The organism is Litoreibacter sp. JB4-2 (assembly GCF_055693445.1).
In genome coordinates this window covers 3281948-3295733 of the sequence record NZ_CM146334.1, presented here as the reverse complement: position 1 = coordinate 3295733, position 13786 = coordinate 3281948, and the positions used below count along the sequence as shown (strand labels likewise).

Here is a 13786-nt window from a genome sequence, read left to right as displayed (position 1 = left end):
CCGGGCCGCTTGCTCTAGCTAGGTGCGTTTTTGGGGACGAGGACCCCCTGCATACAAGGGGTCCCTAATTTTTTGACAGGCCTAAAGGACGAAGTCGCCAGCGTTCATTTCGCTGATCCACTTAACCTCGATCCCGGCGTCAAAACGGCCATCACCATCGGCATCAATCCGAACATAGTCGCCGTCAAACAGGACCTCACCGCCCCCGCCGCCCGAAAAACTTTCCACGAAGCTGAGCGAGCCAAACCCGGTGAGGTCGATTTTGTCCTGATCCACATCGAACCCCTCGATCACATCCATTGTGCTTTTCGTGGCCCCGGTATCACCTTCGGAGAACACAAAGGTGTCCTTGGCATTGACCGACTCCCAGTCGCGCAAAATATCGCGCCCTGTGCCGCCTACGATCACATCCTCACCATCGCCACCGATGATGATGTCTTTCCCATCGCCACCTTTCAACAGATCGTCGCCGTCATGGCCAAAGATTTTGTCATTGCCCGCACCACCGATGACACTGTCCTTCCCGGCACCGGCATAAACCACATCATTGCCCTCGCCTGCGTCGATCTCATCGTCGCCATCATCGCCACCGATAGTATCGTTCCCGACGCCACCACGGACCGTATCGTCACCATCGCCTGCCCATAGCTTATCCTTGCCGTCGCCACCATCGATCTTGTCCACGCCAGTGCCACCGGAAATGATGTCATGCCCCGCGCCGCCGCTCAGGTCATCGTCACCATCCGCACCACCGATGTGGTCGTTGCCGTCACCGCCCGAAATCGTATCGTTCCCCGCCTCGCCCCACAATTTGTCGTTGCCGGCGCCGCCGTCGATCTCATCATCACCGGACCCACCACCGACGGTGTCGCGTCCGGAGCCTGCATCGACCTTGTCATCGCCCTCGCCCGCCCAGATCTTATCGTTCCCTTGGCCGCCGGTCAGATTGTCATCGCCTTCGTGCCCCCCCAGCACATCATTGCCCTTGCCGCCGTCTATCGTGTCATTGCCAACATTGCCCCAGAGCTTGTCATTTCCGCCCTCGCCCATGATCGTGTCATCACCATCACCACCGCCTGCATTGTCATGACCGCCGCCTGCCCAGATTTCATCGTTGCCGTCGCCTGCCCAGACATCGTCGTTGCCGTTCCCAGCGATGAAAATCTCGTCCTTCGCAGCCTCAAACCCGTCGCTGTAGTCGCCGGAATAGAGCACCTCCCGTTTATTGGTCCCATAGACCACATTTTCACCGTTCAGGAAGTAATTCAGCCAGCCCGCAATATCATCGACGGTTTCATTGGCATTGCCATCCTCGTTGCGAAATCGGCCGTTCTTGTAGGTGAAGCCTATGTGGTAGATCGCGTCGGCAACCGTGTCGACATAGTCGCGACCCTGAAACTTGAGCGTACCCCCATCGCCCTGGACGAGGTGAAATCCGGTCTCATCATTCCCGTCATCATCGCCATGACCTTCGACAAATTTTTCATAAAGCCCTGCATCGGCGCGGATATAGTCGCTGATTTTGCGTGCATCGTCAGGGCTTATACGGCCATCCGAATTCACGCCCGTGGCCTCAACGGCCTTCAGGATGACCTCATTCATCAAAAGCGCCGCCGACGCGCCACCGTTGATGTCAGATTGCGGGATACTCGCGACAAGGCCGGGGTCTTTCTTGACGAAGCGCGCGATGGTATCGAGGGATTGGCTAGGCTTTGGCATGGCGTGTCCTTTCAAATGTCATGCGTGGCCGGGCTAGGATGATCTGCACGATGCGTCCTACCAAAGGAGTGCCAAAAGCCCCGAGCGCGGAACTTTGCTCAAGGCAATGATTTGCCAATCAATACGTTTGGTTTGGCAATAGGCTGCTTTTTCAGCCAGGCATTCCGGCGTATCGGGCAAAAAACTGCCAGAGTGTGCTTAGCCCGCGCGCTTTGCTGCAATCGCCGCAATTGCCAATTCTACGGCCTGGTCGATGCTCAGCTCGGACGTATCCAACAAAATTGCATCATCGGCCGGTTTGAGCGGCGCCGTTGCACGCGCGCTGTCACGTTCATCCCGAATGCGCAGATCGGTCAGAACGCCGTCGCGGGTGACGTCGTGGCCTTTGCCTGACAGTTCAAGAAAGCGCCGCTCCGCACGCACCGTGTCGGACGCAGTGACGTAGAGCTTCACATCGGCATCGGGGCAGATCACTGTGCCGATATCCCGCCCGTCGAGCACCGCGCCACCTTCCTTGCGCGCAAAGTCTTTTTGGAATTGCACCAAGGCGGCGCGCACGTCCGGCAGGGCTGCTGTTTTGGATGCCGCCTGGGCAACCTCCGTGCTGCGCAAATCGTGCCTTTCCAGGTCTTCCGGGCGCAGAGACTGCGCCGCGGCCAGCGGGTCCTCCCCCGCCAAAACACGCGCGCCAGTCGCCCGGTAGATCAGCCCGGTATCAAGATGGGCAAATCCAAAATGCTGCGCGACCGCTTTCGAGAGTGTCCCCTTACCGGCGGCGGCGGGGCCATCGATGGCGACTGTGAAGCTCATGGCACCATCGTCGTTAAGTCGGCATTAGCCTGCTGGGCTTGCGGCACACCATCTGCGATCTGATAATAGTCTCCTTTGTCGGCGCAAAAAATATGGCCCTTCAGCTTAAGGCCCGTAGCACCATCGAACGTCCCAGCAAAAATAGACAAGTTCGCACCCGCGCCGTCCCAGAACAGGTTTGATCCGCAGGTGCCACAAAACCCACGCCGCGCCGTGTCAGAGGAAACATACCAAACCGGCTCCCCCGTGATTGTTATCTGGTCGCGCGCGACTGACGTTGCCGCCACGTGATGCCCGCTGGTTTTGCGGCATTGCGCGCAGTGGCACGCGATCACTGGGCGCAACGCGCCCTGCGTTACGTAAGTGATTGCGCCGCACAGGCAACTCCCTTGGTGGGTCATCGCGAAAACTCCTTTGAGCGCCAGACATTGGCAATCAATAGCGCGGCTGCGAGCAGGCTTGCAAATTTGATCTGAGTCATCAGCGAGCTTATCTCCGTCACAACGAAATTGCCGCCAACGATGTCTTTAACCAACGCATTTTCTGTCAGATCGGAGGCCGCGAATATAAACGTAGCCGCTAGGATCACATACCGCTTCCAATTGATGACCACCGCACCCGAGATGGCATACAGCAATGCGCTGACAAAACCGATGAACACATAGTCTAGGATAAGATACGCCTCCCGGTATGCGGCTTTCTGTTCAAAGCTCAGCGCCCCGGCAAACATCTCAGCGTCCTGTACGCTGTATCCAAGAAACCGCAGGTCCAACAGCTGGCGCGCGAACGACCCGCCTTGCACATCGGAGAAAGCAACCCAGTTGAGCGCCAGCAGCAAAACCAGCGTCACAACCGCAAGGCGTTTGACAATGCCCCAGCGGGTCAATCGGCCTCGCTATGCAACTGGGCACCAAGGGCCCCCATCAGGCCTTTGAAAATCGGGAAGGAGGTCGCAATCGCGCCGCCATCGTCAATGGACACCGGCTGTTGCGCAGCCATGCCAAGACACATGAAAGACATTGCGATCCGGTGATCAAGATGGGTCGCACATGTGGCGCCGCCTGCAACGCCCTTAGCGCCACGCCCATGCACGGTCCAGCTGTCTTCTGTCTCATCCACCTCGACGCCATTGGCGCGCAGGCCAACGGCCATAGCGTCAATGCGGTCGCTTTCCTTGACGCGCAGCTCTTTCACACCCGCCATATAGGTCTTTCCCTCTGCAAAAGAGGCCACAACCGACAGAACCGGATATTCATCGATCATGGACGCCGCACGGTCCGGGGGCACATCAATGCCTTTCATTTCTGGCGAGAATTTAGCGCGTAGATCGGCCACCGGCTCGCCGCCTTCCTCACGCTCATTCTCATAGGTCAGGTCCGCGCCCATCTCACGCAGCGTGGTGAACAGACCAGCACGAGTCGGGTTCAAACCAATATTTGGGACCAATACATCCGACCCCTCAACGATAAGCGCCGCACAAACCGGAAAGGCCGCCGAGCTGGGATCGCGCGGCACAGTGATGGATTGCGACTTCAACTCAGGCTGACCGGTCAAAGTGATTACCCGGCCTTCATTCGTAACCTCCGTGCTCACCTGAGCGCCGAAGCCCATTAGCATGCGTTCGCTGTGATCGCGTGTGGCTTCCTTCTCTATCAAAACAGTTTCGCCCGGTGCGTTCAGCCCTGCCAGCAAAACAGCCGACTTCACCTGTGCTGATGGCACGGGGGAGCTATAGCGCGCAGGCACCGGATCGCGGCTACCGATCAAGGTCATAGGCAAGCGTCCGCCCTGACGTCCGAAAGCCTGCGTTCCAAACAAGGCCAACGGGTCGGTAATCCGCCCCATCGGTCGACCATTCAGAGAGGCATCGCCCGTGAACGTCGCCGTGATCGGCGTGGTGGCCATGGCCCCCATGATCAAGCGCACGCCGGTGCCGGAATTGCCACAATCGATCACCTGGTCGGGCTCTGCAAAGCCTCCGACGCCAACCCCATGTACCGACCAGTTTCCGGCCCCATGATTGACCACCTCGGCCCCAAACGCCTGCATCGCGCGGCCGGTGTCCAAGACATCTTGGCCTTCGAGCAGACCTGAAACCTTTGTCTCGCCGACGCTCAACGCCCCAAGGATCAGTGACCGATGTGAAATAGACTTATCCCCCGGCACGTCCGCCGTGCCGGTCAACGGCCCACAAGGCTTGGAGGTCATTGGGATCGGATCACCGTGGCTGGACATCGAAAAGGCCTTCACTTCGCAAGAGTTACCCGCCTGATAAACGAGCACACAGAGCAGGTCCATCGCTCTTCATTGTTTTGGAAATATTCGGGGGAGTTTGAGGGATCGTCTTTGTCCGCCATTGGTCCGAGGACAATGGACGATGCCCCTCATTCCCAAAATAATAGCGCGCGCCGCAGGCGCACATTTAGATCAGCTGCGGCGGAAGGTCATGTAATGTGGGACGCGCCCTTCACGTAGCGCTTTCTGCTCATAGCGTGTCGAAAGCCAGTCGCCCCACGGGTCGCGCCAATCTTCAGGACGCTCTGCAAGCCACTCGAATCCCGCGCGCGGAACTTCTTGCATGGTTTGGCGCACATAATCGGGAATATCAGTGGCCACGCGGAATTCTGCACCGGGTTTCAATACGCGCTGCAGCGGCTCCAAATGTTCAGGCGTCACGAAACGCCTGCGGTGATGGCGCGCTTTGGGCCACGGGTCGGGGTACAGCAGAAATGCCTTGTCGATGCTGGTAGCAGGCAACACGTCGAACAGGTCCCGCGCGTCACCTGCATGGACGGCGATATTGGGGCGCGGTTCGCGGCGCAACTTGCCCAGCAACATCGCGACGCCGTTCAGATAAGGCTCGCATCCGATAAAAGCGACATCCGGGTTTAGCCCAGCCATATGGTACATGTGCTCGCCTGCGCCGAACCCCACTTCCAACCAGACAGGTTTGCCATCAAATCGCGCGCTCAAATCAAGCGGTTTGCGGTCAGGGTTCTCCTCCCATGACACAGCACCAGGTGTCAGCGCGCCGAGATCTTCGTCAAGCCACGCTTGCTGATGCGGCTTCAGGTTATGGCCTTTCAATCGGCCATAAAAATTGCGCCATGGGGCGCCGGAGGCGTGAGTATCGCTCATGACGTTTCAAAAACGGGCAAGGCTTTGGCCTGACCCGATCCTTTTTTCAATCAGCCGCTCTGGTTCAGACCGCTTTGTTCAGCCCTTCGACTAGGTCGACACGTTCCCACGAAAACCCGCCATCATTGGCTGGCGTACGGCCAAAATGCCCATAGGCAGCAGTGCGCTCATAGACAGGGCGACGCAGGTCCAAATGCTCAATAATTCCGCGCGGCGTCAGGTCCATACAATCGGCAACTGCAGCCTCGATGGCAGCCTCATCGACTTTGCCAGTCCCGTGAGTGTTGCAATAAATTGAAAGCGGCTTTGCGACGCCAATGGCGTAGCTCAGCTGGATGGTGCAGCGGTCTGCCAGACCTGCCGCGACAACGTTTTTCGCAAGATACCGCGCCGCATAGGCCGCTGAACGATCCACTTTGGTCGGGTCTTTGCCTGAGAATGCGCCACCACCATGGGGCGCAGCACCACCATAGGTATCAACGATGATCTTGCGACCGGTTAGCCCGGCGTCACCATCCGGGCCGCCGATAACGAATTTGCCAGTCGGGTTCACATGCCATTCCGTGTCGGCAGAAATCCATCCGTCGGGCAGCGTTTTGCGAATGTAGGGTTCAACCACGTCGCGCACATCGTCGGAGCTCATATCCTCATCAAGGTGTTGGGTCGACAAGACGATCGAGCTTACGCCAACCGGCATGCCACCTTCATATTGCACCGAAAGCTGGGATTTCGCGTCTGGCCCCAGCTGGGGCACTTCACCTGCATGGCGCGCCTCCGCCAAAGCGCGCAGAATTGCGTGCGAATATTGGATTGGCGCCGGCATCAATTCAGGTGTCTCAGAGCAGGCGTAACCGAACATGATCCCCTGATCGCCAGCACCGTCCTTGTCCACGCCCTGCGCAATATGAGCCGATTGCGGATGCAGAAAATTGTCGAATTTCAGGTTCTGCCAGTGGAACCCCTCCTGCTCGTAGCCAATGGCTTTTACGACGCCGCGCACGATGTCTTCAATACCGCCCATGAAGCTGTCGAGCTTGTCGCGAGACGACAGCCCGACTTCACCGCCCACAACGACGCGGTCGGTCGTCGCAAAGGTTTCGCACGCGACGCGCGCCATGGATTCTTCTGCCAGGAATGCATCCAGAATAGCGTCTGAAATGCGGTCACAAATTTTGTCTGGATGCCCCTCGGAAACGGATTCCGAGGTGAAAAGGTAGCTGTCGCGTGCCATGAAAAGCGCTCCGATATGATGTCGTCTGACCCGTCAGGAAGCCGTTGGGCCAGCAATGGTTAAACTGGCCTAAACCCCGACCCGTGCTGCGTCAATCCACATTTCGGCGGCGCAACACAAAGACGGCGCACAGTAGGAGCAGACACACACCCGTTGCCGGTCCGTCACCGGTGCGCGCGTAAGGCGTCGGCGGAAGTGCAATCGGCAGCGGTTCATCAAAAAAACCAGCCTTGTTTAATGGCGCTTGCGCGGTGACTTCGCCCGACGGGTCAATCATAGCGCTGATCCCGGTATTGGCGGAGCGCACCACCCCCAAACCTTGTTCAATCGCGCGTAGTCGCGCTTGGGCCAGATGTTGGTAAGGCCCCGAAATATTGCCAAACCAAGCATCATTGGTGATCTGCAGAATAAAGTCTGGACGCGTATCCGTGCGCAGGTGGCGCGGGAAAATCAGCTCATAACAAATGAGCGGCAAGGCCGTTCCAAGCCCTTCTATTTGCAGCAAGCTGGGACCGGGACCGGCAGCAAATCCGCCACCCTCGCGCGCGGCCAGCCCGCGAATACCAATCTGAGCGGCCAGCTCACCAAGGGGGATGTATTCTCCAAATGGCACAAGATGGTGCTTGTAATAGGTTTGCGCGATCTCGCCCTGGGCGCCCATCAGGACCAGCGTATTGCGATAGCTGCCATCAACAAGATCATTTGCGCCGAAGACAAGCGGTACGCCCGCGGCACCATCAGCCATCACCGGCAGTATTTGCTGTGCCTGATCAAGGCGCGCAGCAAGCGAAGTTTCGGGCCAAACGATCATCGAAAGCGGCGCATCCGCGACCGCCTCGGTCATAGCCAGCTGACGGCGAAAAATGGTTGGGATATGCTCCGGGTCCCATTTCAGGTGCTGCGCCGCATTTGGTTGAACAACGCGCACAACTTTGTCGCTCAGAGCAAGATCAAGGGACGTAAGCCGCGCGGTCCCCGCCCCCCAAAAACACGCCAGAATGGCGACGCCAGCCATGAGGCCGAACACCCTGCGCGCAAAAACGTGCGGTGCGGCGGCGACACAAAGCAAAGAAAAACTAAGCAACCCGGCCCCGCCGAAAGCCGCCAATTGCGAGACTGGATGGCCGATCCATGCATGCCCAATAGTCGCCCATGGAAACCCTGTCAAAACGACGCCACGCGCCGTTTCTGCCAATGTGAGCGTCATTACCGCCGCTATGACCTGGCCTTTTTTGCCCCCTATTACATGCGCAAATGCACAGGCGGCGGCCCAAAACAGCGCAAACCCGGTTGCCATAAACAACAAAGCGAAAGGCGCCATCCAGCCATGGCGAGCAATATCGACCAGAAAGGGTTCAACGATCCAGAACAGCGCCAAGGCAAAGTAGCCGGTGCCGCCCGTCCAGCCGATCCAAGCGGCTTGTTTGCTGGTCGCGGCGTCTTTAAACACCCAAAACAGACCGCAAAACCCAAGCAGCGCCAGCGGCCAAAGCGACCAAGGGGCTTGCCCCAGTGCCGCGATGCCGCCGAAGGCCGTTGAAATTGCCGCGATCCCCCATTTAGTCTGGGGTGGGTGGGGTGTCATTCGGCGGCGTGCCCCGGCATGCGCACCCGAATACGCTTGATCCGGCGTGGGTCGGCATCGATGATTTCAAACTCCGCCCCCGTTGGGTGTTTGACCACTTCGCCGCGCGCCGGCACACGGCCCGTCAGCAAAAACACTAAGCCACCAAGCGTGTCGATTTCTTCGTCCATATCGGCGTCAGACAGGCGCAGGCCGATTTGGGATTCAAACGCATCAAGCGGCGCGCGCGATTGTGCGATATACACACCTGGCTTTTCTTCGCGCCATGTGTCGGCCTCATCAATGTCGTGCTCATCTTCAATTTCGCCAATGACCTGTTCGATTAGGTCTTCAATCGTCACCAGACCGTCAACGCCGCCATATTCATCGATGACCAGCGCCATATGCTTCCGGTCCGATTGCATTTTCTGCAACAGCACCCCAATGGGCATGGAAGGTGGAACGAACAACACTTCGCGCACCAGCCGTTTCAGGCTGAATTTGGCGCGACTGCTGCCTTTGCCACCGAACCCGTGCTTCAAAGCGAGGTCCTTTAGATGCACCAACCCAATGGGCGTGTCGAGCGTGTCTTGATACACTGGCAGCCGGGTCAGGCCGCTTTCGCGAAACACCTGGATAAGGCCAGCAAGTTCGATATCGACGGGAACAGACACCATGTCTGCGCGCGGAATGGCCACGTCTTCAACCCGTTTGGCGTGCAAATTGCCTAAACCGATGCCGGGCGTCGCTGCGCGCGCTATCGCTTCGGGTGCCAGCCCCAATTGCGGGCTGCGGTTTGGGGACAGCGCCCCAGTCAATCGTTCAAACAAACCCGGCCTGCGGGTTGTCGCGTCCGATGTGTCTTTCAGCGCGCTATGCGCTGCGCTAGACGATGCGTCGTTGTCTGGGCCCATTGGTCCTTTTCCGTGTTTGGCCCCGTTCTGGCAGCCGTATGATCTAATATGGGTCTGGAATATCCAGTTTTGCAAGTATGCGCCGCTCAAGCCCCTCCATACGGGCCGCATCAGCCTCATTTACGTGGTCATAGCCCAGAAGATGCAGCAAACCATGAACAAGAAGATGGCATACGTGGTTTTCGAAAGGTTTGTGTTGTGCATGTGCCTCGGACTGGCAGGTCTCAAAAGCAATCGCGATGTCGCCAAGCTCTGGGTCGGTCAATGACGGCGCGTGCGGCGCGGCACCGGGCATGTCTGCGGACAGGTCGACCGATGGCCAGCTTAGCACATTTGTCGCCGCCTCTTTGGCGCGAAACGTTTCGTTGAGCGCGGCGATGCGGGCGTCGTCGCAGGCCAAAAGGCTAATTTCAAAAGAGGTGTCGAGCCCCAGCTCTTCGAAAACGGCCGCAAAGGCGCGCTCAGCAAGCGGCGCCAGTTCGGCGTCAGCCCAGCGCGTATCCTCGGTGATGATGTCAATTTGTGGCATAAGCCCCGCTGTGACGCCAACAGCAACGCCGGTCAAGCGCGATATGAGGGAGTCAGTTGTTCGCCGCCTTGGCTTTCTGACGATGTCGCAAGGTACGCACCATCACGAGGTAGAAAACGCTGACGCCGCCCGTGAAGGACGCGCCAATGAACATCGGTATGGCGTTTGATGCGATATAGTCGAACACGGGATTTGTCCCCAACAGCACTTCGTAGGTTGCAGGTTTTGCAAAGGATTGAGGCTAAATTTCGGCATCCACACGCTTTTTTCCCATGTTTTGAAACGCTGCCTCGGCCCGACGAAAATTAGTCTTGCTTTGCCTCAAAGCTTTCATAAGCCTCAATAATCCGCGCAACCAACGGGTGGCGCACGACATCTTTTGAGGTGAAATAGCTGAACGCAACGCCGTCCACGCCTTTGAGCAGGTCTTCCGCGTCGCGCAGACCGGATTTGACGCCACGCGGCAGGTCAACCTGGCTGCGGTCGCCCGTGATCACCATGCGGGACCCCTGCCCCAGACGGGTCAAAAACATCTTCATTTGCATCGTCGTCGCGTTCTGCGCCTCATCAAGCACAATGAACGCGTTAGACAGCGTGCGCCCGCGCATAAAGGCCAGCGGCGCGATCTCGATGCGCTTTTCTTCGATCAGCTTGGCAGCTTGCTTGCCAGGCAAAAAGTCGTTCAGCGCGTCATAAAGCGGCTGCATATAGGGGTCGACCTTGTCCTTCATGTCGCCGGGCAGATAGCCAAGCTTTTCGCCCGCCTCGACCGCGGGGCGGGACAGGATGATCCGGTCAACTTCGCCATTCAGAAACTTCGAAACGCCGACGGCCACAGCCAGATAGGTTTTGCCGGTACCAGCGGGCCCGATGCCGAAGCCCAGCTCATTGTTCATGAGCGACAGCACATAGTCCTTTTGCGCCTGCGTGCGTGGTTCAATGGTCTTTTTGCGGGTCTTGATCTCAACCGGGGCGCCTTTGAACATCTCAATCTGGTCGCCGTCGCGGGTGCCGGTGCCCTCGTCCGAGCCGCCCATGCGGATTTCGGCGGTGATCTCAGCGGGGCTGACGTCTTTGCCGGTCTCTAGCCGAACATAAAGCGCGTTCAGAACTCGCCCGGCCTCATCCCGCGCCTCGCCCATGACGGCAAGCTGATTGCCACGGCGCACGATTTGCACACCGAGCGTCGATTCAATCTGGGTCAGGTGACTGTCAAATTCCCCGCAAAGATCAATCAGCAGCCTGTTGTCTGGATATTCGAGCAGAAGTTCGTGATCCGGGGCATCCGCCTTGGGCGGATTTGGCGCGCTGAAAGTCAATCGGGTCTCCTAATGTTGGCTGATTTAATGCTGCCAAGTCCTGCCGAGCCGCGCAAGCCGTTTGGGGCAGGTTTCATCGAATTGATACAAAAAATGGGCCGCAGGAAGGTCCCACGGCCCTTTTTCGCTTATCTCATAGCCATCAAATCGAGTCGCCGATATCCGCGCCACCTTTGAAGTCGCCCACCGCATAGCCCGGAGGTGCAGCGCCCGAACAAACCGGTTTGCCGTCGCGATCCAGACGCGCAGACAAATAGCCCTCAACGCCATCATCAATCAACCAATGGTCGCAGCCGCGCGGGTCGACCCAAATACCAGGTTGCAGATCCGCCAAATCGCCGCGCCCAAGACCATAGTCACGGGTCTTGTCGCCATTGTTGCTTTCACACGCTGCGACGACCAGTACCGTGCAGATTGCCAGTATGGTTTTACCTTTGGTCATGCTCCGGCCCTCCTCAGCGCAAACATTGAATTTCGACGCGGCGGTTGGCGGCTTGGCCACGTGCACTCGCATTGGACGCTTTTGGATCGCTTTCACCGTAGCCGCGCACCGATGCCACTTTGACGCCCGCTTGCTGCGCAATGGCGGCGACGGCATTTGCCCGGCGCTTTGACAGATCCAAATTATATGCCTCAGATCCGCGACTATCGGTGTGCCCCGCGATCGCGAAAGCGCTTGCGCCGTTGCTTTTGAAGAACTGCGCCAGGCGTTGACGGCTCGCGGCGCCAATGCGCGCTGACCCCGTGGCAAACAGCCCGTCCGAGCCGACCACGGCACAGATGTTGCCTCCATTTTCACGGCAGACGGGTTTTCCCGCACGCGTCAGGTGAGGCGTCATAAAGCCTTCGAACCCATCATCCATGACCCAATGCTCGCACCCGTCCGGGTCGACCCAAATTGTCGGCACGTAGCGCTCGGCCACGACCGTTTTTTGTTGCGCCTGCGCGCCGCTGACGATGCCAGCGGCCAACAAGGCGGCAAGCACGCTCGTCAACTTTGGCTGGCCTGTTTTCATGTGTGATGCCACGTCACTCTTCCTCTACTTCGCCGGCTAAAACCCGCTTTGCTCAACGAGAAAGCAAAAAAATCCATCAAAAATTAGTGGAAACTATGGCAAATTTTCGGCGATATAGTCGCCAAATGGGAAACAACCAAAGCGCGTTAACCGGTCCAGAGTGACCCAAAGAGCGAATTCCGGCCCGTTCGAGTGACTTTGACGCGCTGAACTGTACCAATCATCTCAACAGGCGCATCGACATGAACCGCATGCAAGTATTGTGATTTCCCGACAAGCTGACCTGGATCACGACCTTGCTTTTCAAACAAGACATCGACCTCGCGCTGGATCATGTCTTTTTGCGTTTGATACTGCTGTTCCGTCAGCAGGGCTTGTAACCGATGCAACCGGTTCAGCGCTATATCTTCGGGGACGTCTTCTTTCTCCGCCGCAGGCGTGCCGGGCCGCGCGGAATATTTAAAGGAATAGGCCTGACCATAATGCACGTCACGCACCAGCTGCATCGTCGCCTCGAAATCCTCCTCCGTCTCCCCAGGGAAACCAACAATAAAGTCGCCTGACAGCAGCAAATCCGGCTTGGCGTCACGAATGCGCGCAATCAGGGCACGATACTGGTCAGCCGTGTGCTTGCGGTTCATCGCCTTCAGGATCCGGTCGGACCCCGATTGCACCGGCAAATGCAGGTAAGGCATCAGTTTGTCGCAGGTGCCATGCGCTTCGATCAGCGCATCATCCATGTCATTGGGATGCGAGGTCGTGAAGCGAATGCGCTTGAGCCCTTCAATCTCAGACAGGTCCCAGATCAACCCGGCCAGCCCGCCTTTGTGACCATGATAGGCGTTGACGTTTTGGCCCAACAACGTGATCTCGCGCACCCCGCGGTCGACCAGCGCCTGCGCTTCCTTCATGAGCCGGGCGGCTGGGCGGGAAACCTCGGCGCCCCGCGTGTACGGCACAACACAAAAGGCGCAGAACTTGTCGCAGCCTTCCTGCACCGTCAAAAAAGCCGACGGGTTGCGCGCAGGAAGGTCGCGTTTTGGCAGGTGATCAAATTTGTCCTCTTCCGGGAAATCCGTATCGAGCGCTTGCCGGCCTTGATCGACCTCTTTCATCAGCTCAGGAAGCCGGTGATATGTCTGCGGACCCACGACCAGATCGACCATGGGCTGGCGGCGCATAATCTCTTGCCCCTCCGCCTGCGCGACGCAGCCCGCGACGCCAATCTTCAGGTCCGGTTTCTCGTCATGCAGCGGCTTGAGGCGGCCCAGATCGGAATAGACTTTTTCAGCGGCTTTCTCGCGTATGTGACAGGTGTTCAGAAGCACCATGTCTGCCTCGTCGATCTGTTGAGTTTGCTCGTAACCTTCACCTTCAAGCGCTTCGGCCATGCGCTCGCTGTCATAGACGTTCATCTGACATCCATAGGTTTTGATGTAGAGCTTCTTCGCGCCGGCCATGAGATCACCTGTCAACGGGGGTTGAGGGGGCCACTTACAACAGTGGCAGAGCTCTTGCAATTGACGGCTTGATGCAGGACTCTGCG

General features: G+C 58.1%; 15 protein-coding genes and 1 riboswitch. All 15 genes read right to left on the bottom strand.

Going from position 1 to position 13786, the window contains the following annotated elements; translation table 11 throughout:
* Window positions 1-81 precede the first annotated feature (81 nt).
* On the bottom strand, window positions 82-1719 hold the full coding sequence (locus tag ACZ1G7_RS16425; RefSeq protein WP_472660460.1) for a calcium-binding protein: 1638 nt from the start codon (window positions 1717-1719) through the stop codon (window positions 82-84).
* Window positions 1720-1917: 198 nt separating this feature from the next.
* Window positions 1918-2529 (bottom strand): (d)CMP kinase, encoded by a 612-nt coding sequence (locus ACZ1G7_RS16420; protein ID WP_472660459.1) that lies wholly within the window; start codon window positions 2527-2529, stop codon window positions 1918-1920.
* Window positions 2526-2930: a GFA family protein gene (locus ACZ1G7_RS16415; RefSeq protein ID WP_472660458.1), complete on the bottom strand. Its 405-nt coding sequence runs from the start codon at window positions 2928-2930 to the stop codon at window positions 2526-2528. Before ACZ1G7_RS16415 ends, ACZ1G7_RS16420 begins: the two co-directional genes overlap by 4 nt.
* The gene (locus tag ACZ1G7_RS16410) at window positions 2927-3415 is read right to left on the bottom strand and encodes a hypothetical protein (protein WP_472660457.1); all 489 of its coding nucleotides are present in this window, start codon (window positions 3413-3415) and stop codon (window positions 2927-2929) included. The genes ACZ1G7_RS16415 and ACZ1G7_RS16410 overlap by 4 nt, the downstream gene beginning before the upstream one ends.
* Entirely contained in the window at window positions 3412-4764 is a 1353-nt protein-coding gene (aroA, locus tag ACZ1G7_RS16405) for a 3-phosphoshikimate 1-carboxyvinyltransferase (RefSeq protein ID WP_472663749.1), read from the bottom strand. The genes ACZ1G7_RS16410 and aroA overlap by 4 nt, the downstream gene beginning before the upstream one ends.
* A gap of 192 nt (window positions 4765-4956) precedes the next feature.
* Entirely contained in the window at window positions 4957-5667 is a 711-nt protein-coding gene (trmB, locus tag ACZ1G7_RS16400; protein WP_472660456.1) for a tRNA (guanine(46)-N(7))-methyltransferase TrmB, read from the bottom strand.
* Window positions 5668-5731: 64 nt separating this feature from the next.
* Complete coding sequence (gene metK, locus ACZ1G7_RS16395) at window positions 5732-6898, bottom strand: methionine adenosyltransferase (RefSeq protein ID WP_472660455.1); 1167 nt, start codon at window positions 6896-6898, stop codon at window positions 5732-5734.
* A 6-nt stretch (window positions 6899-6904) separates the two neighbouring features.
* Window positions 6905-6954, bottom strand: a riboswitch (SAM-SAH riboswitch).
* A 35-nt stretch (window positions 6955-6989) separates the two neighbouring features.
* Complete coding sequence (lnt, locus tag ACZ1G7_RS16390) at window positions 6990-8483, bottom strand: apolipoprotein N-acyltransferase (protein WP_472660454.1); 1494 nt, start codon at window positions 8481-8483, stop codon at window positions 6990-6992.
* Window positions 8480-9376, bottom strand: coding sequence for a hemolysin family protein (locus tag ACZ1G7_RS16385; protein WP_472660453.1), 897 nt, complete (start codon window positions 9374-9376; stop codon window positions 8480-8482). The genes lnt and ACZ1G7_RS16385 overlap by 4 nt, the downstream gene beginning before the upstream one ends.
* Window positions 9377-9419: 43 nt before the next feature.
* On the bottom strand, window positions 9420-9905 hold the full coding sequence (ybeY, locus tag ACZ1G7_RS16380) for an rRNA maturation RNase YbeY (protein ID WP_472660452.1): 486 nt from the start codon (window positions 9903-9905) through the stop codon (window positions 9420-9422).
* A 52-nt stretch (window positions 9906-9957) separates the two neighbouring features.
* Window positions 9958-10092 (bottom strand): hypothetical protein, encoded by a 135-nt coding sequence (locus tag ACZ1G7_RS16375; protein ID WP_472660451.1) that lies wholly within the window; start codon window positions 10090-10092, stop codon window positions 9958-9960.
* 118 nt (window positions 10093-10210) lie between these two features.
* Window positions 10211-11224, bottom strand: a complete 1014-nt coding sequence (locus ACZ1G7_RS16370) for a PhoH family protein (protein ID WP_472660450.1) — start codon at window positions 11222-11224, stop codon at window positions 10211-10213.
* A gap of 142 nt (window positions 11225-11366) precedes the next feature.
* The gene (locus ACZ1G7_RS16365; RefSeq protein WP_472660449.1) at window positions 11367-11666 is read right to left on the bottom strand and encodes a hypothetical protein; all 300 of its coding nucleotides are present in this window, start codon (window positions 11664-11666) and stop codon (window positions 11367-11369) included.
* A gap of 13 nt (window positions 11667-11679) precedes the next feature.
* On the bottom strand, window positions 11680-12240 hold the full coding sequence (locus tag ACZ1G7_RS16360; protein WP_472663748.1) for an OmpA family protein: 561 nt from the start codon (window positions 12238-12240) through the stop codon (window positions 11680-11682).
* A 146-nt stretch (window positions 12241-12386) separates the two neighbouring features.
* Entirely contained in the window at window positions 12387-13700 is a 1314-nt protein-coding gene (gene miaB, locus ACZ1G7_RS16355) for a tRNA (N6-isopentenyl adenosine(37)-C2)-methylthiotransferase MiaB (protein ID WP_472660448.1), read from the bottom strand.
* Window positions 13701-13786 lie beyond the last annotated feature (86 nt).